Raw genomic sequence first — 26,234 nt, forward strand, 5'->3', positions numbered from 1 at the left:
AGTAATTAGTAAGTTTGAGTTAAACAAGAAAAGATAGCAGCAAAAGAGGTACTGAGATTATAATTAATGGGAGAAACTGTTATAAAAGGGTTGAAAAAACTATTTTCATGCTCCAGCTAACAATTTTAACCAACTAACCACAAAATGAAAGAATTAACAAAAGCAGAAGAACAGGTCATGCAAATCCTCTGGGAGCTTGAAAAAGGTTTTGTAAAAGACATACTGGCCAAGATTCCGGAACCTAAACCTGCTTATAATACGGTATCCACCATCGTGCGGATTCTGGAAACAAAAGGTTTTATCGGCCACAGGGCTTATGGCAAAACCCACGAATACTATCCGCTGATTGACAAAGCGGACTACAGTAATTTTTATCTGAAAAATTTTGTCCGCAACTACTTCGGAGGCTCTTTTCAAAAACTGGTCTCCTTCTTTGCTCAGGAAAATGACCTGAATTCCCACGAACTGGAAGAACTGATGAAGTATGTAGAGAAAGATATAAAAAAAGAAGACAAGGATGAATAATTTCTACGCCTATCTACTGGAGGCCAGCCTGATGCTGACGGTACTCTATGGAGGGTACTACTTTGTACTGCGCGATAAAGCACAGCCTTTTTTTAACAGGATATACCTGCTATCGAGCCTTTTGGCCGGCATTCTGATCCCCCTGTTCCATATCCCTCTTGCGAGCAGTACTTGGTCCGCTGCACCTGTGGTGTGGCAACCTGCCAGCCAGGCATGGAACTACCTTCCCGAACTGGTGGTATATGCCAATAAGGGATCTGTGTCGTCGGAATCTGGCACCGCCTTTAGCTGGCTGACCCTTGCAGGATGCGTATATTTTACCGGCCTGTTCATCAGCCTCCTTATAACGGCCAGGCGTATTATCAAACTATATCAGTTACTTAAAAGCCTGCCTTTCCGCTTACAGGAGGGCAATAACTACAAACTAGCCCCCACAGGGGGCCGCTTCCCTACCTTCTCCTTTCTCCACTATATTTTCTGGGACGATACCGCCCCTCTCAATGAGGAGGAAGCTCAACAGGTCATCAGGCACGAAGAGGCACATGTAAAGCAAAAACACTCTTACGACCTGTTGCTGCTGGAAGCTTTAACTGCCTTTCTCTGGTTTAACCCGCTGATGTATTTCTACCGTCATTCCTTACGGCAGGTACATGAACACCTGGCCGACCAATACGTACTGCAGCAGGCAGAATCTGAGGCTTATTTAAAGCTGATGGTAAAACAAAGCCTGCGCCAGGCCAACATTCCTTTAGTAAGTACTTTTTTTCAACATAATACCTTAAACAGAATTCGCATGATACAGACGAAACCCTCAAGCCCCATCCTCCGCGCCCTCTTCGGTATTAGCCTCGCCGGCGCCGTATTTTTTATTGTGGCCTGCGAAGATGAGACCAGCAGCTTAACCGGTGAACCACTCACAAAAGAATTAACTGCCGCAGACCATTTAGCAGCTGAAAATAAACTGGTGGTAATTAGAACACCAAACACCCAGGAGAAAGCAAACACTGGAATAAGGAAATCCGGGGAAGAAATGACAATTGAAATTACTACCCCGGAAACCATTTATACTTTAACAAGTTTTGAAGATGCTGAAACCTTTCAAAAAGCAGCAGAAATTGTGGATCAGTTAGATCCGGGAAATCAGGATTTTGAGGATAAACTGGTCAGTAAACTGATTAAAATTAGCGGAGAGTCTTTACCGGTGAAATTCGAGGCAGCTCAAAAGGAAGAAACTGCTCCCGCTGAAACAATCGAAGTTCCTAACGACCAAAAGTCAGCTTCTGATGTTGTTTTTGAAGTGGTAGAACAGCAGCCTACCCCAAAAGATGGTATGGAAGCTTTTTATGCCCAGATAGGTAAAGAACTTAAATATCCTGCCGAAGCCATGGAAAAAGGAATTGAAGGACGGGTGTTCGTCCAGTTTGTGGTCGACGAAAATGGTGAGGTATCTGAAGTTAAAACAGTTAAAGGAATTGGCCACGGCGCTGATGAGGAGGCCGTTCGCGTAATAAAGCAAACCCAGTGGAATCCTGGCATGCAAAGAGGGCAGGCAGTAAAAGTTCGCATGGTAATGCCTATCCTATTCAAGCTGTAAAACAGGTTTTCCTCCACTAATCATCAGAAGTTCCCTTTACCGGGAACTTTTTTTTGCACACCCTCATGATACATAACCCTTCGGAATCTTTTCCGTAATATAGGTAAATAGCATTTTTTAAACACGAGTTAAAAGACGCTCAAATTTTTAAACTAATAATCAAATAGTTATGAGAAAGCCAATTATAAAGAACTGGATAAAATATTGCTCAGGTACTCTTGCCGTATCAGGATTGTTACTGCTGGGTTCCTGTGGTTCCGAGGAACAGGATACTGACCTGGTGAATGAAGTAGAGGCGGTAGAAAGTGAACCTGTAGTACTTGAAAGAGAAAATGTTGCGAATGAGGACCTGACTGAGGAGCTGGGAGAAGAAATAGATACCGACGCCGATGACCTCCAGACAGCAGGTAATGAAACTGACCCAGAATATGTTGCAGATGAGGAAACAGAGCTTGAAGATGAAAATGAAATCGCCGGTACAGACGTAGAAGAGTATGCACCAGTACCGGGCGTTCCAAATGACGATCTTGCTTATACTGTTGAAAATATGGATGCCCACCTGGAGAAGCATGAAGATGTTAACCAGAGAATTACCCAGGAATTAACTGACTACGATCAGGCGCTTGAAGGATCTGCCGAAGTATATAATTCGGATGGAAATGACCAAATAATGGATCAGGGACGCGAAAATGTAGCAAACCGTTCTGCTGAACCCCTTGTAATAGGTGTTTACGAAATAGATTTCATAGATGATTACGAAGAAGCTACGCGACAGAGAATTATTGATATTGTAAATGCCTATAATGCCCGCAGAGCAGAAATGGCCGGACAGCTTGATGCTGCGACAGGTGCTTATGTAGCCCCTGAAGTAGAACCTGTTCCGGTAAACGGCTATAACGAAATGATGGATGAAATTGAGGACGACCTCCGGTATCCAAATAACGCAGCCGTAGCTGGTATTGAAGGTATTGTTTTTGTGAATGCCATTATCGATGAAACTGGTAATGTAGTGATGGCAAATGCCGTGGAAGACGTGGTGGTTCCAGCCCAAACCAAATATGATAATACGCCTTTGAATCCTACTTCATTTAATGAAATGGAGATTAGAGATGCCATTGAAGAAATGAAGATGGCCGCCATTGAAGCCGTTAAGAACACTTCCGGTGAATGGGAACCTGCCCAACAGAATGGACAGGAAGTAATGGCTGAGGTACAGATTCCTGTACGCTTTTACCTGCCCGAGTCTGGTGCCGTTGGTAATGATGACTAATAAATAACAACCACCAATAAAAACCAAAAAGAGAGGCTGTGGAATCCACAGCCTCTCTTTTTGGTTTTAACTAAAAATATTTCCGCTTTAAAATCTCCGCTGCCACCATCGTGCTTTTAAGACTCTCCGGGTTAGATAGCATTTGAAGAATCTGCCTTCGCCGCTTATTTCCAGCGGATGCTCCAGTCCCCTTTCGGTATCCTTCCAGTCGTACCTTCTCTGCGTCTGCTAAAATCTGGTCCTGCTGACGGCGCAGCTCCTTAGCCACTACCTCCGCACGTTCTGCAGCCGAAGCCCGTTCCTGCACCACTTTTCTTGCTTCCGTTTCCCTAATACGCCTTTCAGCCTCCAGTTCAGTCTGAGATGGTTCTTCAGAGCCATCAACGGCCTCAAATTCCTCTTCTGCCTCGCGTATTTTCCTGACTTTCCTGCCCGCTTTTTGCTCAGCTTCTGCCCTGGCTCCTTTAAATTCCTGCAGCAGGTCTTCAAAAGAAGAGGGAGCCGCAACAGGTTTTCCTACCCGCTCATCGAAAGGCTTAGAAACGGTTTCCCTCCGGTGAGGCCGAACCGGCTCCTCCACTTCCACCTCAGGCTGCTCCGGCACATCCTCCTCGAGGGTGGCCGGCTTCTTCCGGAAACTCTTCCAGAGGCCATACAAAAAATAAATGCCCCCTAAAATGATATAAAGTATTTCGCCGTCGATTTCCATATACTATCAAATTTATAAATTAATTTTAAATTTGCTTGTTTGACGAGAAGAAGTTAAGGGGAAATCTATGCAGCTGACGAAATTAGAAATCAAAGGATTTAAGAGCTTTGGCGATAAAGTGGTCATTCACTTCGACCAGGGCATCACCGGCATCGTTGGTCCCAACGGCTGCGGAAAGTCTAACGTGGTCGATGCGATCCGCTGGGTACTTGGAGAGCAAAAAACCCGGGCCCTGCGGTCCGATAAAATGGAGAACGTTATCTTTAACGGCACTAAAACCCGCAAGCCTACTCAAATGGCGGAGGTATCCCTTACGTTCGACAACACCCGCAACCTTCTCCCCACCGAATACGCACAGGTAACCATTACCCGCCGCTATTACCGCTCCGGCGAAAGTGAATATGAGCTCAATGGCGTACAATGCCGCCTGAAAGATATTACCGGCCTCTTTATGGATACCGGCATCGCTTCTAACAGCTACGCCATTATTGAGCTGAAAATGGTCGATGAAATTCTGAATGACAAAGAGGGCTCCCGCCGGGCTCTTTTCGAAGAAGCCGCCGGTATTTCCAAATTCAAGAGCCGTAAAAAGGAAAGCCTGAAAAAGCTGGAAGATACTGCCGCCGATCTCGAACGGGTAGAAGACCTGCTGTTTGAAATAGAGAAAAACCTCAAATCGCTGGAGCGGCAGGCAAAACAGACCGAACGCTACTTCAACCTTAAAGCAGAGTACAAGGAAGGAAGTATTCGCCTGGCCCGCAAATCCATCAGCAAGTATACCGACCAGTTTCTTCTCCTGCAAAAACAGATAGAGGAAGAGAAAGACCGCAAAGCAAATCTCGATGCCCGCCTGGCGGAAAAAGATGCCCTGATTGAGGAAGCCAAGGCTGGCATGATAACCAAGGAAAAGCTGCTGGTAACCAGGCAAAAAACGCTTAATGAACATGTCAATACTATTCGGCAGCAGGAGAGCGATAAGAAAATTAAAAATGAGCGACTCCGCTTTCTGACTGATAAGCGTGATAACCTGAAGGAGCAGCTGGAGCTGGACCGGCAAAGCAACGAGCGGGCCTCCTTCAGTATCCTGAGCCTTCAGCAGGAACAGCAAAGTGCTGAAAAGGTGTTGGCAGAATCCAAAGCTCTTTTAGACGAGCTTCGCGAAGCGCTCGATGAGCAGAAAGACCAAACCAATACGATAAGAGAAGAAGCCCAACTGGCCAACCAGCAATACCGCCAGTTGCAGGACCAGTCTTACCAGCAAAGCAAGGCACTCGAGATAAAGCAGATGCAGCTTTCCTCCCTTAAGCAGGAGCATGAAAAAGCTGCCCGCGACTCTTCCGAGCAGAGCAGCAGCCTGGCCATATTTGACGAGAAAATGGAAGACCTGCGGGAGCAGCTGCAGGAAAAAGAAGAATCCCTGGAGCAGCTCCGCTCGCACGAAGAAGCCTTGCAGGAACGTATAATAGAACTGGAGGAGACTATTAGCCGGCAAAAAGACCAGATTGCGCAAAATGGTCGGCAGCTCGACTCCCGCCAGAATGAATACAACCTTACCAAAAGTCTTGTCGATAACCTGGAGGGCTTCCCGGAGGCTATTCGCTTTCTAAAAAAGAAGACTGGCTGGGGCCAGAACATCCCCCTCCTCTCTGACATTGTAAGCTGCGAAGACCGCTATAAAGTAGCCATTGAAAACTACCTGGAGCCCTACATGAACTACTATGTAGTGGATACGGCAACTCAGGCCCATGAAGCAGTAGAGCTTCTCCACGAGGCTGCCAGAGGTCGCGCCCATTTCTTTATCCTCGACAGCCTCAAGAGCTTTAAGCCTGGCACAACAAATGGGCAAAACGGATCTACACCCGCTAAAGAAATTATTGAATTCGACCGGAAATATCAGCCGCTTATAAATTTCCTCTTCAACGAGGTATATCTGACAGATGAAGCTCAAGTCCAGCAGGTGGAGGAAAATACCGGCACCTACATCAGCCTGAGTGGAAAAGTAATCCGCCGGAACCACAGCCTTTCCGGAGGCTCCCTCGGCATGTTTGAAGGCAAGCGCATTGGCCGGGCCAAAAATCTCGAAAAGCTCAAAAATGAAATCCAGCAGCTGGAAGAGGAGCAGCAAAAGCTGAGCCGTGAACAGGAAAAAATGGCACAGGAGCTGAGCAGCATCAAGGGCAGCACCCAAAAAGCCGCCATCGAGCAGCATCAGCGCGGGTTAAATAATTTACAGCAGGAGTTTGTGAGTGTGCGGACCCAACAGGAGCAAATGGCACGCATGCTCAGCAACCACGCTACCCGACAGGAAGATATTGAAGCAAAAATTGCCGACCTGCAGGAGGAAATTATTGATCTACAGCCTCAGGCAAGCGAAGCAGCCACGCAGCTACAGTCGCTGGAGGGAAAAATTGCCCATTTTAATGAGGAGCTCCAGCTTCAAAATGAGGCGCTCCAGCTAAAATATTCCCGATTTAATGAGCAGAATATTCTCTTTCACCAGCAGGAAAACAGGCTCAACAGCCTGGTGCAGGAAATTGGCTTTAAGCAAACTGCCTATGAAAGCAGCCAGCAGCGCATCAGTAAAAACAAACTACAGCTCGAGGAAAGCGAAGGTGAAATAAATGCGCTGCTCGAAAAAAATGAAATAGGCGATGAGGAACTGCTCGATATGTATAGGGAAAAGGAAAATATCGAGAAAGCCGTAAACGAAGCAGAGCAGGAGTATTACCAGTCGCGTGGACTTATTGATACCCATGAAAAGGAGAGCCGTGAACTCCAGCGCCAGCGCGAGAGCTCCCAATCGCTGATGATGGAGCTGCAGAACAGGCAGAATGAATACAAGCTCCAGCTCAGCAGCATTAAAGAGCGCCTGTCGGTAGAGTTTGAAATAGATGCAGAACAGCTGATGGAAGAAGAGCAGGAAGCGGAAACGGCAACCGAAGAGCAGCTGAAGGAAATGGTTCGCTCTGCCCGTGAAAAGCTCGACCGCATAGGGCCCATCAACCCCATGGCGATGGAAGCCTATGAGGAAATTAAAGAGCGACACACCTTCATTAGCGAACAAAAGAAGGACTTACTCGAAGCAAAGGGCTCTCTCATGAATACCATAGAACAGCTCGATACAGCGGCCCGCGAAGCTTTTCTGACTGCTTTTTACCAGATTAAGGAGAACTTTATTAAAGTATTCCGCTCGCTCTTTACCGAAGAGGACGACTGCGACCTTAAGTTAACAGACCCGGAAAACCCGCTGGAGTCAGCCATCGAAATTATGGCCAAGCCAAAAGGTAAGCGACCGCTCACCATCAATCAGTTATCGGGCGGGGAGAAAACGCTTACAGCCACTTCCCTCCTCTTCAGCATATATTTACTGAAGCCGGCTCCTTTCTGCATATTTGACGAGGTGGATGCTCCGCTCGACGATGCCAATATTGATAAGTTCAACAACATTATCCGGAAATTCTCTAAAGATTCCCAGTTCATCATTGTTACCCATAACAAACGCACCATGGCCAGTACAGACATTATGTACGGCGTTACCATGTTAGAAATGGGTGTTTCGCGTGTCGTTCCGGTCGATTTACGTGGGCTGGTTATTGAGGAGTAGGCTTTAGGTAGTTCTTAGTTGTTGGTTGGTAGTGAATGGTGGTTCGTAGTAACAGGCAGTAAGCTTCAAGAATTAAGACGGCTCCAATGGAAACGGTCATGACGAGCGGAGCATTCCCATCTCCCGCTTAGTTGTACCTCCTCAACGTTTTTCTTTGACTCTCTCTTTCTATTTGGTAGAGATTGCCACTGACTCCTACGTCAGCTAGGCGCCCCCACCTTCGCAATGACAGGCGCTTAACGGGTCTTTGATTCTTAATTACTGGCTCCAAACGCCATCGCCTATTTTCCCATTACCTGATACCTGATACCTGATACCTGATACCGAAAAAACCACGTACAGAATTCTTTCATTTTACACTTTTTCATTTCTGCGGAATTTGTACATTTGGCTGTTATTAATCGCTGGCCATAAGGAACAAAGGGGAATGAGTCCAAGGGAAATTTATCAGGAAGAGCTGGAGCTTTTACAGATAGAACTGGTAAGGATGCAACGCTGGGTACAGGAAACCCACCAGCGTATCCTGATTATTTTTGAAGGACGTGATACGGCCGGAAAAGGAGGCGCCATTTTCCGCTTTGCTCACCATCTCAACCCCAGGGCGATGCGAATTGTAGCCCTGCCAAAGCCTACAGAAGTAGAAAAAGGCCAATGGTACTTCCAGCGCTACATTAAGGAGCTGCCAAACCCTGGCGAAATTGTTTTCTTTGACCGGAGCTGGTACAACCGTGCAGTAGTGGAACCTGTTATGGGCTTCTGCACCGACAATCAGTATCAGCAGTTTGTGCAGCAGGTGCCTCTTTTTGAAAGAATGCTGATAGATGACGGAATCCGCCTGATAAAGTTCTGGTTTTCTATCGATATAGAAGAACAGAAGCGCCGTCTTATTGACCGGCAGACCAATCCGCTTAAGCAGTGGAAAATAAGCACGGTAGATATGCAGGCTCAGCAGAAGTGGCACAACTTTACTCATTACAAGGAGGAGATGTTCCAGCATACACACCGTGAGGAGAGTCCATGGGTCATCATTAAAGGAAATAATAAAGAAATAGCCCGCCTGGAGGCGATTCGCTATGTACTTTCTGAAATTAACTTTCCCAACCGCGGCAAATCAGGGGTAAGCCTCAAAACCGACCCTAACATCATCCGCACCTTTGATCCCGTTTACCACCTCGGCCACGGACCTGCCTCTTTTAATGGAGAAATGACAAGTTAAAAAACAATTACAGCAGATTTTGTAAGGAAAGGGAAGGCAGGAGAATAGTCCTGCGGCTTTTTCCATAACCTCTCCTGTTCTTATTTGTTAAACAGGTAAAGTCTGCACCCTTATGGTTCCTGTCTTAACAGTCATCATCATTATTACCATTTCTGTATTGATTACCAAGGTGGCCACAATCGCCCTGATGCATACCGGGCTTTCGCGGCAATCGGCAAGGTTTCAGGCCACCACTGCCTTTACGGGGGTAGGTTATGCTACCCAGGAGGCCGAGAATATTGTGAACCACCCGCTCCGCCGTAAAATTATTATGCTGCTGATGTTGCTGGGTAATGCCGGGATTGTGTCCGTCATGGCCAGCCTGCTGCTTACTTTTGTGGGCCCGCAGGAGCATGAGTATTCTCTGGGAGTTCGCCTGCTGATGTTAGGAGGCGGCATTGTTTTGTTACTTGTTTTCTTTAGCAGTAAGCTTGTAAACAGGGGCCTTTCCAGAATTATTCATTTTGCCCTGCAAAAATACACCCGGCTCGATGTGCAGGATTATTCGGGCCTGCTCCATATAGCCGGTGGCTATGAAATCTCGGAAATATTTGTAGAAAAAGATGACTGGCTGGCAGAGAAAAGCCTGGCCGAACTGGCCTTACCCAAAGAGGGCCTGTTTATCCTGGGCATCAACCGGAAAAACGGCACCTACCTCGGCATCCCGGGCCATCAGACCCAGATTTGCCCCGGCGATACGCTTATCATCTACGGAAGAGCCAGTGCCATTAAGCGGATTAACAGCCGCAAGAAGGGAAGACTTGCTGACTTTGAGCGAAAGCTTTCAGAGAAAGAAAATAAACAGGTACGGAAGGAGGAGCAAAAAAAGGATATCGGGACTCAGCAGGAAAAGGAGAAGGAGTCTATTTCTAAGTCATAAAAAAAGCAACACCTGAGTGAGGTGCTGCTTTTTGTCATTTATCAATTTTTCTAGTAGCCTGCGGCCTGACCATCTTTCCGGCTTTCAGAGGCCCCATAGTAAACCCCTTTATCCTCATCAAACATAATGGCCTGGTAACCTCCATAAGCGCCAAGCGTAAACCCTACATCATGACCCAGCCTCATGAGCTCCCGAATGGTTTCATAAGGAAAACCAGTCTCCAGCTGCAAAATTCCGCCATCAGTCATTTTATAGCCTGTGGGCTCCGACGAACCTTCGTGATGAATGCGGGGTGCATCTCCTGCTTCCTGCAGGCCCATATCAAAGTCTACCAGGTTCATCACAATCTGGGCGTGGCCCTGGGGCTGCATGGCTCCTCCCATCAGTCCAAAGCTTATCCATGGACTTCCATCTTTGGTAATAAAAGCCGGGATAATGGTGTGGAACGGACGCTTACCCGGTTCAAATACATTGGCGTGCCCTTCTTCCAGGCTAAAAAGTTCGCCCCTGTCCTGCAGCATAAAGCCTAAACCGGGAGGTACCATTCCGGACCCCATCCCGCGGTAATTACTCTGGATCAGGGACACCATGTTCCCCGCCTCATCGGCTACGGTCAGGTAGATGGTATTTCCCTGCTCCAGCTTACCTGCATCATAAGAATTGGCCGCACGGTTCAGGTCAATTAACTCACGGCGCTCGGCAGCGTATTCTTCTGAAATAAGCTCTTCCAGCGGGATATCAACAAAGTCGGGATCGGCATAGAATTTAGCGCGATCTTCGAAAGCCAGTTTCTTCGCTTCTGTAAAAAGATGCACATGCATGGTACTGCCAAAAGGGATGGTATCAAAATCATAGCCCTCGAGTATATTCAAAATCTGCAGGGCAGCCGTGCCCTGGCCATTTGGCGGGAGTTCCCACACATCGTACCCTCTGTAATTTGCTGAAATAGGTTCTACCCATTCAGAGGTGTGGCTGGCAAGGTCTTCGTAGGAAAGAAAGCCCCCCTGTTCCTGAATAAAATCGGCAATGGTCCGGGCAATATCACCCTCATAAAAGGCATCTCTGCCTCCCCTGGCAATCGTACGGAGGGTATTGGCCAGCTGGGGGTTCTTAAAAATTTCACCGGTTTCAGGAGCCTCACCGCCAGGCATATACACTTCCTTGAAATTAGGATACTTATCCATAAAATCAGCGCTGCGCCCCCAGTAGTAAGCAATCAGTTCAGTTACGGGAAAGCCTTCTTCTGCATATTCTATCGCTGGTTCGAGTACTTCCTCCATTTCCATACTACCAAAGCGTTCATGGAGAGCAAACCACCCATCAACTGTTCCCGGCACAGATACCGGCAGTGGTCCGTGCGAGGGAATTTTCTCATATCCGTTCTCTTTAAAATAGGCAAGGCTAAGGCTTTTTGGGGAGCGGCCACTACCATTTAAGCCATACAACTGTTTGGTTTCGGCATCCCATACGATGGCAAAAATATCGCCCCCAATTCCGTTACCTGTGGGTTCCATTAAGCCCAGGGCAGCATTGGCGGCAATGGCAGCATCTATGGCATTTCCTCCTTTTTGTAAAATATCTATGGCTACCTGAGTTGCCAGCGGATGCGAAGTGGCTGCCATGCCGTTTTGGGCAATAACCTCCGAACGGGTGGCAAAAAGCTTACCGGTTATTCGATCCTGTGCCTGTAACAGAAGCGGACTAAAGGTTAGCGCCAGAAAAAAGCAAATCTTTTTCATATGTGAAATTCAAACTAATAATGGTTAAACCTTGAATATACACAAAAAGAAGGATTTGTAAAAGCTTAATATTCCTGCATCCTCTTCTTTTAGGAGAAACCTCAGCTGGATGGAAAATAAAAAGGGCAATTCCCATACCCGAATTGCCCTTTTTCTCTATATCAGTTTAACTTTCTTATTCCGGGCCAGAGCCGGAACCGGCAAGTCTCCTGCCTGATAGCTAATACCACTTTACTTAATGGTCACTTTTTCCTTTTTAGGAGCATCAGGGAACGTGCCTGTAGTTCTACTCCCTGTGACACCACCGTTCCTCTTTCCATCTTTTCCGGGGCGAAGGTATCTACCAATACCTCCCAGTCCCAGTGCTGCTGTTTAGTGGGGAAAGCGAAATGAATAGGCTCCCACCAGCTATTCACCAGCATGAGGTAAACACCGTCCTTAATTCGCCGGCCCCGCTCATTGTATTCGGCCATGGCCGGCCCGTTTAGCAGCATGCCCAGGCAGCGAACATATGAGGAGTTCCATTCCTTCTCCTTCATATCTTTTCCATCGGGCCGGAGCCAGCGAATATCCTTTACACCTGAACCATGTACGGCCCTCCCTAAAAAGAAGCGACGCCGGCGAAAAACAGGCGAGTTCTTCCTGATTTCGATTAAGCGGCGGGTATAGTTAAAAAAAGCCTGCTGCCTTTCATCCCAATCCCAGTTAAACCAGCTGATTTCATTGTCCTGGCAGTATACATTATTGTTCCCTTCCTGGGAGCGGCCATATTCATCTCCCATACTAATCATAGGTACTCCCTGGCTAAGAATAAGGGTGGCCATAAAGTTGCGCATCTGGCGCTGCCGCAATTCAATAATGCTCTGGTCGAAGGTAGGGCCTTCCACTCCACAGTTCCAGCTCTCATTGTGTGACTCCCCATCGTTATTCCCTTCCAGATTAGCCTCATTATGCTTTTCGTTATAACTAACCAGGTCGTGCAGCGTAAATCCATCATGAGCGGTTACAAAGTTGATGCTGGCGGTTGGCCGGCGCCCTGTATCTTCATAAAGGTCGCTACTACCGCTGAGGCGATTGGCCAGCTCTGCCACCTGGCTCTCATCTCCGCGCCAGAAGCGGCGTACGCTATCGCGAAACTTCCCGTTCCACTCTGCCCACAGCACAGGGAAGTTTCCAACTTGATAGCCTCCTTCACCAACATCCCAGGGCTCTGCAATGAGCTTTACCTGCGAAATAATAGGATCCTGATGAATGGTATCCAGGAAAGTAGATAACCTTCCTACCTCATGAAGCCCTCTGGCAAGGGTAGATGCCAGGTCGAAGCGGAAGCCATCAATATGCATTTCCGTCACCCAATACCGGAGGCTGTCCATCACCAACTGCAGGGAGCGCGCACTCAACATGTTTATACTGTTTCCTGTTCCGGTATAGTCCATATAGTACTGCAAAGATTGCGGTACAAGCCTGTAATAGGCATGATTGTCAATCCCTCGAAAGCTAAGCGTTGGACCGTAATGGTTCCCTTCGGCGGTATGATTATACACCACATCGAGGATTACCTCAATGCCTTCTTTATGGAAAGTTCTCACCATTTCCTTAAATTCCTTCACCTGTTCTCCCATTTTTCCGGATGAACAGTATTCTGAATAAGGAGCAAAAAAACCAATGGAGTTATATCCCCAGTAATTTGTGAGTCCCTTATCAACAAGGGTTTTATCATTCACAAAATGGTGGACGGGCAACAACTCCACTGCTGTAACTCCCAATTTTTTCAGGTATGCAATTACAGGCGGCGCTGCCAAGCCTTTATATGTGCCCCGGATGGAGGGGTCAATTTCCGGATGCTGAATGGTAAAACCCTTCACATGAAGCTCATAAATAATAGATTTATGCAGAGGAGTATTAGGCCGCTTCGTCCCCTGCCAATTGAAGCGGGGATCTATTACGACGGACTTGTTCATGCCCTTAGCACTGTCGCTGGAATCGAACTTTAGGTGCCGGTCTTCATCCTCGTCCTCTATGGGATAACCGAACATGGCATCGCTCCACTCAATTTTCCCGTTTATTGCTTTGGCATAAGGATCAATCAATAATTTATTAGGATTAAATCGCATGCCGTTTTCAGGATCAAAAGGGCCATCTACCCGGTACCCGTATAATTGGCCGGGCTTTATCCCAGGTATATAAACATGCCAAACGTGGTCTGTTTGTTCATTGATTCTTATACAGGCCTGCTGTTCTTCATCTGCATCGGAAGAAAAAAGACATAAGTGAACTTTAGTGGCATATTCACTAAAGAGGGCAAAATTAACCCCTTTCCCATCATAAGTAGCTCCAAGAGGATAAGGTTTTCCTGGCCATATTTGTAGCTTTTTATCTTTTGGCATATCGCTGCATCATTTATTTAAGTCCTTGTGGCATTTTTTACCTACTAACACCCAATTAACGTGCATACACTGAAATAGTTAGGAAAACCCTTTATTGCTGCTCCATGCCTGCTATTCAAAAGTACACTGGCACTCTTTCACTCCTTTTAAAAAAAGAAAATTTTGGACTAAAGCCCGACCTGGCGAAGAAGAGCTACTTTAGCTGACAGCCCCATCTATCCTTGCATACATTCATACATTAACTTCTATTTTTTTTCATCCTGTTTAATTGCCGATCTTTGCCAATTCCGGAAAAAACATCCTGAAATTGTTGAGGAACCGCTAACCATACTATCATTACTCCTTCCACCACCATTTTACCTTTTTAGTCATGGAAATTGTCTATATCATAGAGTCACAACTGAAAGAAGAAGAATTCATCGAGGTCCTTCAGCAATCGGGCCTGGCAGAAAGACGGCCCATCCATCAACAGGAACGAATTAGTAAAATGTGCCGGAATGCAAATTTGGTTGTAACGGCCCGCCTGGAAGGAAAACTCATCGGCCTTGCCCGCTCCGTAACCGACGGAGCCTTTTGCACCTATCTTTCTGATTTAGCCGTAAATAAGGAATTTCAACACCGGGGAATTGGCAAGGCCCTGATCCATAAAACGCAGGAAGCCGTTCCGGAGGCAACGCTTATTTTACTGGCCGCCCCCGCTGCAGTAGATTATTACCCTGAAATTGGGATGCAAAAACATGAAGCGGCCTTTATTTTAAAAGCTGACAAAAAGCTAAAATAGCCATTTAAATATGCCTGAGGCTTTTTCCCGAGTTCGATTGATAAAATTGGAAGCTTTCAGAACAAAAAAAATCAGGCAAAGAATTCCCGATTGGCACGGTTTTTCCATTATGCCTTTTAAACAAAGAAAATTTGAGGCGTATGAAAAAGTTAGTGTTATTAATCGGAATTCTAGCTGCCGGCTTCCTGCAGGCGCAGGCACAACAAATCAGTGGCGGTATAAAAGCTGGCCTTAATGTATCGGGCTGGGATGGTGACGTAGGCCAGGTCCTTGGTGATATGCTGGGTGAAGCCAGTATCCTTCCAGGCACCATTAAGCAGGGCTACCATGTTGGCGGATTTTTATCTATACCGATGGGGCAGCACTTTATACTGGAGCCAGGGCTGTATTATTCTACCAAAGGAATTGAAGCCAGCTATACCTATGAGGCAAACAACTTCCTGAAAGTAAAGGCGACGGTAACGGACGATGCGCACTACATTGACCTCCCACTACTGGCGAAGGTGCGGCTGGGAAATGGCTTTCAGCTGTATGCCGGTCCTCAGCTATCATACCTGGTGGCCAATAAAATCCGTGGCGAAGCCGGCATTATGGGCTTCTCCTACGAACAGGAAATTAACTGGGACAGTGGCTTCCGTAAACTGGATTTCGGACTTACAGGAGGTTTAGGCTATCAGTTTGCCAATGGCGTACAGCTTAGTGCGGGCTATGACCATGGACTTTCATCGCTCGATGCCGGAAAAAGCAATATAGATGTATATAACAGGGTAGCGAAGTTTTCTGTAGGATATACCTTCAGGTAAGGGCATACAAAAAAGGCAGAAAAGGGTTTGTCCTGTGGCGGAGGAGCTAAACCTGAGCCGAGAGGCTCCATGTCAGCTAAGCAAGAATGAACATGGCAGGTTACAGAAAAGAAGAGGGCTGTGGTAGTTACCATAGCCCTCTTCTTTTTTACGGCAGAAATATTCATTTCACTTCACCTTACTTTCAAGCCATTCCTCCCGCAGGCGCAGCTGCTTTTTACCTGCCTTTTCCTGCGGCACCAGCTTTAGCTCCGGATCGGCCTCCAGTTCGAGCGTTACTTTTCTCTCTTCCCCAAAGCGACTATATAAAAGCGCTACTTCATCGCCTGCCCGGGAGCCAGCTAAAAGGCTGTCGAGCATTGCTTTGCTGTTAACAGCCTGTCCATTTAGCTGCAGCAGCACATCGCCCTTATCCAGCCCTGCCTCGTAAAGAGGAGTTCCGCGTAAAGTGTAGGAACCCAAAACCAGCTGGTCATTCTTTTCCTGCCAGTAAGCCCTTCCAAGACTACCTCTGTTCTGGTTTGCGGGCTCAAGGGCAATTCCCAGCCTGCTGAATAATTCTTTCATATCAGGCAGCTCGTTTCCATGGATATGTTTGGCAAAGAAGGTCTCCGCAAACTCACGACTGCCGCTATATTCGGCAAGGGCGGCCTGCAGGTTGCTTAGCGTATAAGGAATTTCGGACTCCCCGTAACGCTCCCATACAAAGCGCATAAAGCCGTCGAGCGATTTTTCTTCAAATTCAGTCCTGAGGCGGAGATCCAGCGCCAGCCCCAAAAGTTCTCCGTAGCTGTAATAAGAAATAAAGGTATTCCCTCGGTTAACCGGATCTACCGAAACGGCCGCATCTACAAAAGGAGCCTGGTAGCTCATTTCTACCGGGGAATGCAGCTTGCTGCCGGGAGAAAGCAATACATAATTCATGAGGCCCGAGAGGTTCTGCAGGTATTCTTCCATCGATAGTATCCCTGCTCTTACCAGCGTAAGATCGGTATAATAAGAGGTGAAGCCTTCGGCAAACCATAATTCACCCGACATATTCGTAGAAGTAAAATCGAATGGCTCCAGCGATGCCGGGCGGATTCGTTCCACATTCCAGGCATGGAAAAACTCATGCGCCACAGTGCCGATATTATCTTTGGCACTGGTGGCTAAAGGTCGGGAACTGGTCACAATGGTGCTGTTCCGGTGCTCCATGCCATCGCCGGATGCCTCCGGAAGATAACTTACCAGGAAAGTGTACCGTCCAAAATCAAAATCGGGCAGTTCTCCAAATACAGCTTTTGCTCCTCCACAATACGGCGGGTCCATTCGGCATACCGATCCAGTTCTTCTTCCGTACCCTCATGGTGCAGCACCAGCTGTATTTCATAATCTTTGCCATTGGAAGAGGAGGTCCAGTTGCGCACATCAAAATCGCCGGCCTGTACAGGGCTGTCCATAAAATAATAAAGGTTGGGGGCGTAAAAAGCGGTATCGTTCAGCTGCTTTAGCTGTGTAGCCACTTTCCAGTTTTCCTGCTCATCCAGCTTAAAAGCCACTTCAATTGGCCGGTATTTAAGATCTTCTGAGTAGGCAAAGGTGGCCGGTATGTTCAGATGGGCCTGTCGCTCATTTACGGCAGCGTAAGTTCCGTCGATGCGGTCGGCAAAAAGCGTATATTCAAAAAAAACCTCTCCGTTATGGCCTGCCACCTGCCATTCGTAGGGGTCGGGCCGGTACACTTCCAGTTCATTGCCTTCTCCATCAAAAGCTTTTACATCGTACACATTTTTAGCAAATTCATGAAGGGCATAGCGGCCGGGAGAACTGCGGGCCATTCGAACGGCTAATACCTCTTCCGGCAAATGGTTAAAATGCACCCTGATGCGCGCTTCGTGATGCTCCGCATTAGGGAAGGAAACTTCGTAACGGAGGGGCTCCTGGGCAGTGGCGCTTAACCAAAGGCTGCACAGCAACAATAAACTTACAAAAGACTTATAAACAGACATAAAAGTGTAAGATTTTTCTTTATCGAATAAATCTAATTATTTTCAGCTTAAACGAAGAATTTTCTTTATCTTTTAGATCTTTTAGCAGGAGAAAGGAAATGAGTATGGCTTTTTTAGATGATTTGTTAAAACAGCTTTTCCCGGAGCCGAACCAAAATGAAGCTGTACAGGTAAAGGAGGAATTAAAACGGAACGAACGGTACCTTCAACATTATAAGGTGTGGAAGGAAAGCTCCTACCTGGCCGACCTGCTCAGGGCTGTGGAGGTTTCTTATCATTCAAAAAAAAACAGGAAGGAAGGGATGTATCATATGCACCTCTTCCAGTCCGCTCCGGCAAACGGCTTTGCCCTCTCCTACCATCCTGCCATTGGCGCCCGCTCCTTTCAGTTCCTGTTCGATTACCTGCGCGACCAGGTGCTCCAGCTCGATTATCGCCTGCAGAATACCGACCGTCATATCCGCGACCGTGGCACCTACGTGCAAACCACTGAAAAGCATTACCTCAAGCCCAACAGCCCACTACATCAAAAGCTAAATAACCAGCGCTATGGCAACATACTGCTGGAGCATGTACTCATCGACCAGCAGCCCAGCTATCTTAAACTTCTGGTAAATGTTTACTCCGACCATTTATTTACTGAAGCCCTCTCGTTCGACGATTTATTGAGTAAGCTTTTCAGGGTCAGCTAAGTCAATTCCTCTAAGTTAATCGCTTTCTGTCCTTCTTTTCTTTTAATTCCGGCAGATATGTGCGAATTTGGTAACGGCTAAAAATATGGCCGGCTATTTCCGTTAACCCTGAAAAATTTCGACTTCATGAAAAAACAAACAGTTGTTCTGTCCTTTATCCTTGTAGTGGTTTTAAGTGCTTTTACGGCTCCTATACAGTTCCTCAGCACTTCTATCCGTATTACGGTACTCGATGCATTAGGCAACCCTGTACCAGATGCTGAGGTAACACTTTACCATACCGAAGAGGAATACCGCCAGGAAGAAAATGCCGCCTCAGAAACCGTACTAACCGACAGAAAAGGCCGGGTAAAAATTAAGGACCTTGAGCCAAAGGTGTACTTTGTTGATGTGGTAAAAGAGGAGATGACCAATGCAGGTGCCGGCGTACAAACCGATACCCTGCGCGAAGGGCGGATTAATAAAGTCAATATTATTATCGAATAAAAACGCCACCCTTGAACAGAGAAGCAATTACCCAACAGCTATCACAGTACAGGGCCTTTGATGCGGAAGAAGAAGCTTTCCGCTCCAGGATATTAAAGCTGCTGCAGGAGGAACCGGAATGTTTTCACCGCCACCTCCGGCAAGGCCATATTACCGGTTCAGCCTGGATAGTAAATCCGGGAGGCGACCAGGTGCTGCTGTTGCACCACCGCAAGCTCGACAAATGGCTCCAACCCGGTGGCCATGCCGATGGTGACGAAAATGTGAGGCGTGTCGCTGAAAAGGAAGCCCGGGAAGAAAGCGGTTTGAGCAGCATCCAAATCCTGGATCAGACGATTTTTGATATCGATATCCATACCATTCCCGAACGAAGGGGCGAAGCGGAGCATTTGCATTACGATATCCGGTTCCTTTTTACGGCCGATCCTAAAGAGCCTTTGCAGCAAAACAACGAAAGCAAAGGGCTTGCCTGGATAGCTATGGAGGAAGTACCTTCCAGAACAGCTTTTAACCGTTCTATTATGCGGATGATAGAGAAAACAGGCCAGTACACCTTTTCCAGCCGCTAAACCAAAACTTCATTTTATACTCATGCAGGGATTTCAATACCAGAAACCTATAGAAGTACGCTATGCCGATGTGGACCTGATGGGCCATGTGAACAATGCTAAATTCCTAACCTTTATCGAACATGCCCGCTCGGATTACTTCCGCAAGGCCTGTAACTGGGACTGGACCAAACTGGGAATGGTACTGGCACGGACCGAAATTGACTTCAAAAAGCCAATTCTGCTTCACCACCAGCCGGTCGTGTGGGTTCGTACCACCCGTATAGGACAAACCTCTTTTACACAGGAAAATTTTATTGCAGAAGCCGGCCAGCCCAACCAGCTTTATGCAGTCGCTGTTTCTGTACTCGTGCATGTAGACTTTAAAACAGGCAGGCCTCTTCCTATTCCCGATCATTTGAAGAAAGCCATTCGTCAGTTTGAAGAAAATCTTGACTAAGCCGGCACCCCCAGACTAAAAGCCCCAAGCTGGGTTTGCTTCTGCGGGAGCTTCCTTCTATAAACAGCTGGCTGTAAGGAAGTAAAACTGAGGGATTTCTTTCGTATCTTGAGAAAAACTTTGCCGTGAACAAAAAGAGCATTTTATACATTGCCCTGGCTGCCATAAGTCTGTTCCTGATAATGGAATGGTGGCCAAAGGAGCAACCTTCCTTCTTACCTCCTCCACCCGAAGGAGCGGTCATCAAAGATCTTTCCTTTCTGCAGCAGCCTGCCTCCATTGGAAGCAAAGATAACCCTCTGGCGCGGCAGCAGTATGAGTTGGAAATCCTGCGCGATCCCCGCACCGGGCAGTTTCCCGCCAATATCAGGGAAAGAGAGCTGGCCTTTGCCAGACAAATCCCGGGCATAAAAAAACACGCTGCTGCTTACCGGCGGGCAGGTATTGAGGCAGAAGAATGGACCTCTGCAGGCCCATTCAATGTTGGCGGCCGCACCCGCGCCCTCGAGCTCGACATCACCAACGAAGATATTATCCTGGCCGGAGGAGTGTCCGGCGGCATGTGGCGTTCAGAAGACGGCGGACAAAGCTGGACGAAGACCACGCCTCCCAATGTTATCCAGAGTGTGAACTCCCTTACCCAGGATACCCGTCCCGGCAAAACACATATCTGGTACTATGGCACCGGCGAAATTATCGGTGCATCTGCCCGTGGTGGCGATGCGCCTTACCGTGGTGATGGCATCTTCAAATCAATCGATGGCGGAAGAAGCTGGTACTTACTTCCCTCCACCAGCACCGGAGATCTTAATTATTTCGACTCTCCTTTTAATTATGTTTTCAATGTAAAGGTCGACGGTTCTAACCTTGAGCAGGACGAGGTATATGCCGCCTGTGCAGGAGGTATTTTCCGCTCGATAGATGGAGGAGACAGCTGGCAGGAATCACTGGCCGATACCGCAGCTCTGTACACCGATGTGGAAGTTAGCCCCTCCGGCGTACTGTATGCCAGCTTTAGCTCAGAAAAGTTCCAGGACAAGGCACAGTATACCGGCATTTACCGCTCTGAAGATGGAGTAAGCTGGGAAAATATAACTCCTGCCGGCTGGCCTTCCTCCTTCGGCAGAACAGTCATGGATATGAATCCGCAGGATGAAGATGAAGTGTACTTTCTGGTACAGTCGGAACTGGGCGACCGCCTGTGGCGCTATGAGCATGAGGCCTTAGGGGCAGGAAAGTGGACCGAACTAACAGAAAATTTACCGGAATTTGAAGGAGAAACCGGAAAGCTTGAGCTGCAGGGCTCCTACAATATGGTGGTAAAAGTACACCCGGCAGAAGAAGATGTGGTTTTCCTGGGCGGCACCAACCTCTACCGCTCCAGTGATGGCTTTACCAGCACCCAAAATATTGCCTGGATAGGCGGCTATGATACCACCGGGGCCTTCTCCTTTTACCCCGGTCAGCACCCCGATCAGCACGCCCTGCTGTTCTACCCTTCCGATCCAACTAAAAGCTTATCCGCGCACGACGGTGGCATTAGCCGCTCGGAAGATATTCTGGCCGAAGACGTAAGCTGGGATTACCTCAACAGCGGCTATATTACCAGTCAGTTTTATACCGTTGGGCTGGACGAGGAGCAGGTCAATGACATCATTGTAGGGGGATTACAGGACAACGGCAGCCAGATTACCAATAATGCAGGTCCGAAAAGCAGGTGGGACCGGATACTTGGCGGAGATGGAGGCTATACCCACGTCACCTTCAAGGGCAGCTATTACTACCTCTCCTTCCAGAACAGCCAGATTTACCGGGTAACGCTGAACGATGACCTGGAGCTTACCTCCTTTGCAAGGGTAGATCCGGTAGGTGCGGGCGGAGTAGAAGGGCAAAAATACCTGTTTGTGAACCCCTACGCCTTCGACCCCAATAATTCGAATCGTATGTACCTGGCCGCCGGCAATGTGGTGTATCGAAACCATAACCTGAGCCAGATTCCGGCGGGTAGCCAGGAACCGGTAAGGCTGAACTGGGAAGTACTCCCCACCACCGCCATCGACAGCGGTTCCATAAGTGCTATTTCAGTATCACGACATCCGGGTAATATTATGTATTATGGTTCCACCATGGGTAATCTGTTTAGGGTGGACGATGCAGACAGTACCATCGTCAATGTCCGGAAAATCAGCTCTCCCCTCTTTCCGGTGGGTGGCTACAACGCCCATATTGCCATTAATCCTGTTGATGCCGATGAAATTATGGTTATCTTCTCCAACTATAATTCCCGAAGCATTTTCCACTCGACAGATGGTGGCTTACATTTTACCCATGTGGGCGGAAACCTGGAAGAAAATCCTGACGGGACAGGCGATGGTCCTTCCATTCGCTATGCACAAATTATTCCGCTCCAGAACGGGGAAAATCTCTTTTTAGTGGGTACCAGTGTAGGCCTTTACTCTACCCTTTCGCTGGAAGGCGATGCCACGGTGTGGCTACAGGAAGGGGCCGAAACCATTGAAGATGTAGTCGTTCCGCAAATCCGCTACCGTTCCCTCGATGGTCGTGTAGTAGTGGCCACCCATGGCAATGGTGTCTATTTCCGGGATTTTGACGGCGTATTACCACTTACAGCTAATCCTGCCGGAGAAGAAATAGTGATGGGAAATCCATTCCCCAACCCCTTTATACCCTCTAAACTCAAACCACTGAAAATTCCTTTTATCCTTCCGGAAGATGGGGTGGTAAGAATTCGAATTTACAGTATGCAGGGAGCTCATATTAAAACCCTTCTGTGGGCCATGCAGTCTGCCGGAAGCTCCGTTGTAAGCTGGGATGGCACCAATGAAACCGGTCAGTTTATGGCACCGGGTACTTATTTTGTTCAGCTGGAGTATCAGGATCAGAAGATAGGTAAAACAGTGGTAATACTCCAATAGCCAACATCTTCCTACTCCTTAACAAGAGGCATGGAAGACAGGTATTTCTTATTCCTGTCTTTCATGCTATATTTGCACTGCAAAAAAACTGATACTCATGCGTAAGATATATCCTATCCTTTTCACCCTAGTCTTTTCAATAAGCCTGTTCTCCTGCTCTCCTTCCGAAGAAGAGTTAAGCAATAAAAGCCGCCAGTTAATGGATGAAGGGAAATTTACAGAAGCTGTCACCTACCTCGACCGTCTCCTGGAGCAGAATCCTGAACATGCCGAAGCTTACAATATGCGGGGAGTAGCCTACCTGGAGCAGGACCGCCTGGAGGATGCCATTTCCGATTTTAACCAGGCTATCCGCCACGACAGCAGCACTTATAAACCCCTCTTTAACCGTGCCAATGCTTATCTCACCACCGGTAAGTTTATGGAGGCACTGCAGGATTACAACCAGGTGGTAAAAATTAATCCTGAACTTCCTGACACCTACCTGAACAGGAGTGCCGTACTTTACGAAATGGGTGAATATAAGCAGGCTAAAACCGACCTGGAGCAGGTACTTGCGCTAGATTCAGGCAAAACCCTTGCTTACTTTAACCTTGCTAAAATTAACCTGGTGATGAATCAGCCCGCAGCGGCTAAGGAAAACCTGGCGGTAGTAATGAAGACGGATGAGCAGAACAGCAGTGCCTTTTACCTGATGGGCCTGGCAAATATAGCGGAGGAGAAGAAGGAAGAAGCCTGCCTCTTCTTTAAAAAGGCAGGTAAGCTGGGAAGCGAAGAGGCAAAAGAAGCAGTAAAGCAATACTGCGAATAAACACACCCTGAACTGGCGGAAGATTTTTACTTTTTAAGAATTATGAAGGAGCTGAAGTCTAAAATGGGAACCGATATCGGCAGAGCCAAAATCCTTCTGGAGCAGGGAGCGCTGGTCGCTATTCCTACAGAGACAGTTTACGGGCTGGCCGCCAATGCTTTTGACCCGGAGGCTGCCCTTCGTATTTTTGAAGCCAAAAGGCGTCCTTCCTTCGACCCTCTCATTGTCCACACCCACAGCCTTGAAAAGGCAGCGGAATTTCTGAAAGAAATCCCTTCGGAAGCCCGGCAGCTGGCGGAAGCCTTCTGGCCTGGTCCGCTAACGCTGCTGCTACCGAAAAATGCAAAAATTCCTGATGTAGTCACTTCGGGTCTGCCTGCTGTCGCCGTGCGGATTCCCCGCCACCCCCTCAGCCTGCAGTTACTGGAGCAGCTCGATTTTCCACTGGCAGCCCCCAGCGCGAATCCTTTTGGCTATATCTCCCCTACCACCGCCACACACGTGGCCGACCAGCTGGGCGACCAGGTTCCTTATATTCTTGACGGCGGCCCCTGCGAAGTGGGTGTAGAATCGACCATTATTGGTTTTGAAGGAAGCAAAACCATTGTATACCGCCTTGGCGGTATGGGTATAGAAGATTTAGCGCCTTACTGCACCGACATTGAGCTGATGCCGCATTCTTCTTCCAACCCGCAGGCTCCCGGCCAACTCAAGAGCCATTATGCACCACGCATACCGGTACTCATCGGCAACCTTACTGAAATGCTGCGCAAATACCCGAAGGAGGAGGTAGCGGTGCTTTCCTTCCGCGATTTTTATCCTGAAGTACGGCATATTACGCTATCCCCTTCCGGCGATTTAAACGAGGCGGCTCAAAACCTGTTTAAAGCCCTGCGGGAACTCGATAAAATGCCGGTTCGTCGTATTCTGGCGGAGCGGGTACCTGATTATGGCCTCGGGCGAGCCATTAACGACCGCCTTTCGAGGGCAGCTGCCAGTTAAGCAGAACTGAAAAGCGGTTTCTTTTCCGGATTTAAAACATTTTGCCCTCTTTGTTTTATTAGTAAATTGCCGGTAAACATTTTTTTAACCCATAGATTCGATTATGAAGACTTTAGATGATTATAATTAACTTTAAACAAACACTTTTATTATATTTGTCTACTACCGCCCTTAAAGCGGTTTTTTTATGTTTTTATACAAGCATAAATCAAATAATTGTAAGCAAAATTTTACTAATTCTTTACTAACTCTTATGGATGCTGGAAAAAATATTAAAAGGATGCTATACAATATCAGTCCAAAAACTGGTCGAGGAACCATAGTAATTTACTATTCAAATTCGGGTAAGATAAAGCGGTTTAATACGGGTGTTAAGCTATCTGCAAAGGAATGGGATAAGAGGAACCACAAACCAAAAAGAGGTGCTTTAAGAGTTGGTGATGAAACGATAGTAGATAATATCTATAATAGATTACTTTCTTTAATAAATCAGCATCAACATGAATTTCATGGAAAGTTACCGCCTATTAATTATTTAGAAGCTGGTTTAAATAAGCCAGAACCAGTAACAGATGTCCATAAACTGTTTACCGAATTTATTGAGGAAAGAAAGAATAATAAAAGGCTTTCGGAAAGTAGTATTGAGTATTATGAATTTGCTGGTAAATTAATGTTAGAAGCGGATAAGCATTACAAGTATTTTCTAAATCTGGAAAACTTCAATTACAGTTTTGTAGAAAAGTACATCGACTATTGCTTGAACGAAAAAGGCAATGCATCTTCCACTATTAATCAGCGCATAGAAGTATTTGTAACGTTTGTTAAATGGTTAGATAGAAAGGAGGTAAAACACAAAATAAAACCTGACACATGGGAAAAATTAGATAAAACAAAAACCGATACCTTATGCTTAGAACGTGATGAACTCAACGAAATATTAGAATATCAGCCAAAGACAAAAAGAGAAGAACGAACAAAGGATATTATCGTTTTTCTCTCTCACACTGGAATGCGACAGATAGACGCAAAGAATTTAACAAAGGATTATGTTCTGAATGGTTGTTTAGAATTTTACCCACAAAAAACCATTAGAAAAAACATAAAAGTAGTTATTCCAATATCTAAACCAGTAAAAAGGATTTTAGAGAAAAATAACTACACAGTTCCCATTTACTCTCCTAAATACCTATCTGAATATATAAAAGAATTTTGTTCTCAAATACCCCTATTAAAGAAGAACATAATTTACAAGGGTGAAAGGGTGCCTAAATATTCAACACTTACCAGCCATTCAATTGGGCGAAAAACATTTATAAATCTGGTTATACAAGAAGGTGTACCGCTTCCAACATTAATGGGCTTTACAGGACATACCCACATAGATACAGTATTAAAGAGCTATATTGATAAACATATTAATAACTTACCTCAATTAAGCAAGGTTTTTGAGTTTGAAGAGGAAGAATTGCAAAATTCCTAAAACAGCTATGACATTATTCAAAATCAGACTTTTCCCCTAATTACAAAAAAGTGATCATAAAAAAGAGCCAGACAAAGCTGGCTCACGAGATTTTTTTTACTCGATGCTCCTGTCAGAAATCTCTGACCTGTTGGATATAGCCTTTGCAACCGTACTACATATGCTGAAAAAGTTGTGCCTAACGGTAATCATGCCATAAAAAGGAGTCATACCGTCAGTATAATGGACCCCGAAAATAGGACAGCAGGTTAAGTGTAAATTATTAACTTGTTATCCTATGC

21 protein-coding genes are annotated in these 26,234 nt (G+C 46.7%); 16 read left to right on the plus strand and 5 right to left on the minus strand.

Features of this window, described 5'->3' with window-relative positions:
* The first annotated feature begins 144 nt into the window (after positions 1-144).
* From F752_RS0119720 to F752_RS0119730, 3 genes are all read left to right on the plus strand, one after another.
* A complete protein-coding gene (locus F752_RS0119720; RefSeq protein WP_017733470.1) occupies positions 145-525 on the plus strand; it encodes a BlaI/MecI/CopY family transcriptional regulator in 381 nt (126 codons plus the stop codon).
* Complete coding sequence (locus F752_RS0119725; RefSeq protein ID WP_017733471.1) at positions 518-2,119, plus strand: M56 family metallopeptidase; 1,602 nt, start codon at positions 518-520, stop codon at positions 2,117-2,119. Before F752_RS0119720 ends, F752_RS0119725 begins: the two co-directional genes overlap by 8 nt.
* 169 nt (positions 2,120-2,288) lie before the next feature.
* Positions 2,289-3,389: an energy transducer TonB gene (locus tag F752_RS0119730; RefSeq protein ID WP_026135860.1), complete on the plus strand. Its 1,101-nt coding sequence runs from the start codon at positions 2,289-2,291 to the stop codon at positions 3,387-3,389.
* Between the two features lie 70 nt (positions 3,390-3,459).
* On the opposite strand, the gene F752_RS0119735 is transcribed toward F752_RS0119730, so the two are convergent.
* Positions 3,460-4,098 carry a hypothetical protein gene (locus F752_RS0119735; protein WP_017733473.1) on the minus strand — a complete coding sequence of 213 codons (639 nt, stop codon included), beginning with the start codon at positions 4,096-4,098 and terminating at the stop codon, positions 3,460-3,462.
* A gap of 67 nt (positions 4,099-4,165) precedes the next feature.
* Between F752_RS0119735 and smc the strand changes: the two genes are divergently transcribed.
* The 3 genes from smc (at position 4,166) to F752_RS0119750 (ending at position 9,837) form a co-directional block, all read left to right on the plus strand.
* Entirely contained in the window at positions 4,166-7,702 is a 3,537-nt protein-coding gene (gene smc, locus F752_RS0119740; protein WP_017733474.1) for a chromosome segregation protein SMC, read from the plus strand.
* 427 nt (positions 7,703-8,129) lie between these two features.
* On the plus strand, positions 8,130-8,918 hold the full coding sequence (ppk2, locus tag F752_RS24665; protein ID WP_017733475.1) for a polyphosphate kinase 2: 789 nt from the start codon (positions 8,130-8,132) through the stop codon (positions 8,916-8,918).
* A 112-nt stretch (positions 8,919-9,030) separates the two neighbouring features.
* Positions 9,031-9,837, plus strand: coding sequence for a cation:proton antiporter regulatory subunit (locus tag F752_RS0119750; RefSeq protein ID WP_017733476.1), 807 nt, complete (start codon positions 9,031-9,033; stop codon positions 9,835-9,837).
* Between the two features lie 50 nt (positions 9,838-9,887).
* Here F752_RS0119750 and ggt read toward each other — a convergent pair whose 3' ends face one another.
* Together ggt and glgX are read right to left on the minus strand one after the other, a co-directional pair.
* Entirely contained in the window at positions 9,888-11,576 is a 1,689-nt protein-coding gene (gene ggt, locus F752_RS0119755) for a gamma-glutamyltransferase (RefSeq protein WP_017733477.1), read from the minus strand.
* 242 nt (positions 11,577-11,818) lie between these two features.
* A complete protein-coding gene (gene glgX / locus F752_RS0119765; RefSeq protein WP_017733479.1) occupies positions 11,819-13,963 on the minus strand; it encodes a glycogen debranching protein GlgX in 2,145 nt (714 codons plus the stop codon).
* Between the two features lie 370 nt (positions 13,964-14,333).
* On the opposite strand from glgX, the gene F752_RS0119770 reads away from it, so the two are divergent.
* A complete protein-coding gene (locus F752_RS0119770; RefSeq protein WP_017733481.1) occupies positions 14,334-14,744 on the plus strand; it encodes a GNAT family N-acetyltransferase in 411 nt (136 codons plus the stop codon).
* Between the two features lie 140 nt (positions 14,745-14,884).
* A complete protein-coding gene (locus F752_RS0119775) occupies positions 14,885-15,547 on the plus strand; it encodes a porin family protein (RefSeq protein WP_017733482.1) in 663 nt (220 codons plus the stop codon).
* Between the two features lie 168 nt (positions 15,548-15,715).
* Here F752_RS0119775 and F752_RS26520 read toward each other — a convergent pair whose 3' ends face one another.
* Together F752_RS26520 and F752_RS26525 are read right to left on the minus strand one after the other, a co-directional pair.
* Positions 15,716-16,858: a M61 family metallopeptidase gene (locus F752_RS26520; protein WP_201766073.1), complete on the minus strand. Its 1,143-nt coding sequence runs from the start codon at positions 16,856-16,858 to the stop codon at positions 15,716-15,718.
* Positions 16,774-17,538: a M61 family metallopeptidase gene (locus F752_RS26525; RefSeq protein WP_201766074.1), complete on the minus strand. Its 765-nt coding sequence runs from the start codon at positions 17,536-17,538 to the stop codon at positions 16,774-16,776. Before F752_RS26525 ends, F752_RS26520 begins: the two co-directional genes overlap by 85 nt.
* A 104-nt stretch (positions 17,539-17,642) precedes the next feature.
* Here F752_RS26525 and F752_RS25580 point away from each other — a divergent pair, with 104 nt between their 5' ends.
* The 8 genes from F752_RS25580 (at position 17,643) to F752_RS0119820 (ending at position 25,953) form a co-directional block, all read left to right on the plus strand.
* Positions 17,643-18,230 (plus strand): hypothetical protein, encoded by a 588-nt coding sequence (locus tag F752_RS25580; RefSeq protein WP_051049925.1) that lies wholly within the window; start codon positions 17,643-17,645, stop codon positions 18,228-18,230.
* Positions 18,231-18,356: 126 nt separating this feature from the next.
* On the plus strand, positions 18,357-18,716 hold the full coding sequence (locus F752_RS0119790; RefSeq protein ID WP_017733484.1) for a carboxypeptidase-like regulatory domain-containing protein: 360 nt from the start codon (positions 18,357-18,359) through the stop codon (positions 18,714-18,716).
* Positions 18,717-18,727: 11 nt separating this feature from the next.
* On the plus strand, positions 18,728-19,285 hold the full coding sequence (locus F752_RS0119795; RefSeq protein WP_017733485.1) for an NUDIX hydrolase: 558 nt from the start codon (positions 18,728-18,730) through the stop codon (positions 19,283-19,285).
* Positions 19,286-19,307: 22 nt separating this feature from the next.
* On the plus strand, positions 19,308-19,724 hold the full coding sequence (locus F752_RS0119800) for an acyl-CoA thioesterase (protein WP_017733486.1): 417 nt from the start codon (positions 19,308-19,310) through the stop codon (positions 19,722-19,724).
* A gap of 125 nt (positions 19,725-19,849) precedes the next feature.
* The gene (locus tag F752_RS0119805; protein WP_017733487.1) at positions 19,850-22,660 is read left to right on the plus strand and encodes a FlgD immunoglobulin-like domain containing protein; all 2,811 of its coding nucleotides are present in this window, start codon (positions 19,850-19,852) and stop codon (positions 22,658-22,660) included.
* 97 nt (positions 22,661-22,757) lie between these two features.
* Positions 22,758-23,471: a tetratricopeptide repeat protein gene (locus F752_RS0119810; protein WP_017733488.1), complete on the plus strand. Its 714-nt coding sequence runs from the start codon at positions 22,758-22,760 to the stop codon at positions 23,469-23,471.
* 42 nt (positions 23,472-23,513) lie between these two features.
* Positions 23,514-24,473, plus strand: coding sequence for an L-threonylcarbamoyladenylate synthase (locus tag F752_RS0119815; RefSeq protein WP_017733489.1), 960 nt, complete (start codon positions 23,514-23,516; stop codon positions 24,471-24,473).
* A 187-nt stretch (positions 24,474-24,660) separates the two neighbouring features.
* Positions 24,661-25,953 carry a tyrosine-type recombinase/integrase gene (locus F752_RS0119820; RefSeq protein WP_017733490.1) on the plus strand — a complete coding sequence of 431 codons (1,293 nt, stop codon included), beginning with the start codon at positions 24,661-24,663 and terminating at the stop codon, positions 25,951-25,953.
* Positions 25,954-26,234 lie beyond the last annotated feature (281 nt).

Source organism: Nafulsella turpanensis ZLM-10, from assembly GCF_000346615.1.
Taxonomy (GTDB): domain Bacteria; phylum Bacteroidota; class Bacteroidia; order Cytophagales; family Cyclobacteriaceae; genus Nafulsella; species Nafulsella turpanensis.

What these genes read in the sequence shown, in the direction of transcription:
- glgX (WP_017733479.1), bottom strand. Translation starts at nt 13,963, where the DNA reads ATGCCAAAAGATAAAAAGCTACAAATATGGCCAGGAAAACCTTATCCT.
- F752_RS25580 (WP_051049925.1), top strand. Translation starts at nt 17,643, where the DNA reads ATGGCTTTTTTAGATGATTTGTTAAAACAGCTTTTCCCGGAGCCGAAC.
- F752_RS0119730 (WP_026135860.1), top strand. Translation starts at nt 2,289, where the DNA reads ATGAGAAAGCCAATTATAAAGAACTGGATAAAATATTGCTCAGGTACT.
- F752_RS0119810 (WP_017733488.1), top strand. Translation starts at nt 22,758, where the DNA reads ATGCGTAAGATATATCCTATCCTTTTCACCCTAGTCTTTTCAATAAGC.
- F752_RS0119815 (WP_017733489.1), top strand. Translation starts at nt 23,514, where the DNA reads ATGAAGGAGCTGAAGTCTAAAATGGGAACCGATATCGGCAGAGCCAAA.
- F752_RS0119820 (WP_017733490.1), top strand. Translation starts at nt 24,661, where the DNA reads ATGTTTTTATACAAGCATAAATCAAATAATTGTAAGCAAAATTTTACT.
- F752_RS0119770 (WP_017733481.1), top strand. Translation starts at nt 14,334, where the DNA reads ATGGAAATTGTCTATATCATAGAGTCACAACTGAAAGAAGAAGAATTC.
- ppk2 (WP_017733475.1), top strand. Translation starts at nt 8,130, where the DNA reads ATGAGTCCAAGGGAAATTTATCAGGAAGAGCTGGAGCTTTTACAGATA.
- F752_RS0119775 (WP_017733482.1), top strand. Translation starts at nt 14,885, where the DNA reads ATGAAAAAGTTAGTGTTATTAATCGGAATTCTAGCTGCCGGCTTCCTG.
- F752_RS0119800 (WP_017733486.1), top strand. Translation starts at nt 19,308, where the DNA reads ATGCAGGGATTTCAATACCAGAAACCTATAGAAGTACGCTATGCCGAT.
- ggt (WP_017733477.1), bottom strand. Translation starts at nt 11,576, where the DNA reads ATGAAAAAGATTTGCTTTTTTCTGGCGCTAACCTTTAGTCCGCTTCTG.
- F752_RS26525 (WP_201766074.1), bottom strand. Translation starts at nt 17,538, where the DNA reads ATGTCTGTTTATAAGTCTTTTGTAAGTTTATTGTTGCTGTGCAGCCTT.
- F752_RS26520 (WP_201766073.1), bottom strand. Translation starts at nt 16,858, where the DNA reads ATGGACCCGCCGTATTGTGGAGGAGCAAAAGCTGTATTTGGAGAACTG.
- F752_RS0119790 (WP_017733484.1), top strand. Translation starts at nt 18,357, where the DNA reads ATGAAAAAACAAACAGTTGTTCTGTCCTTTATCCTTGTAGTGGTTTTA.
- smc (WP_017733474.1), top strand. Translation starts at nt 4,166, where the DNA reads ATGCAGCTGACGAAATTAGAAATCAAAGGATTTAAGAGCTTTGGCGAT.
- F752_RS0119750 (WP_017733476.1), top strand. Translation starts at nt 9,031, where the DNA reads ATGGTTCCTGTCTTAACAGTCATCATCATTATTACCATTTCTGTATTG.
- F752_RS0119725 (WP_017733471.1), top strand. Translation starts at nt 518, where the DNA reads ATGAATAATTTCTACGCCTATCTACTGGAGGCCAGCCTGATGCTGACG.
- F752_RS0119720 (WP_017733470.1), top strand. Translation starts at nt 145, where the DNA reads ATGAAAGAATTAACAAAAGCAGAAGAACAGGTCATGCAAATCCTCTGG.
- F752_RS0119735 (WP_017733473.1), bottom strand. Translation starts at nt 4,098, where the DNA reads ATGGAAATCGACGGCGAAATACTTTATATCATTTTAGGGGGCATTTAT.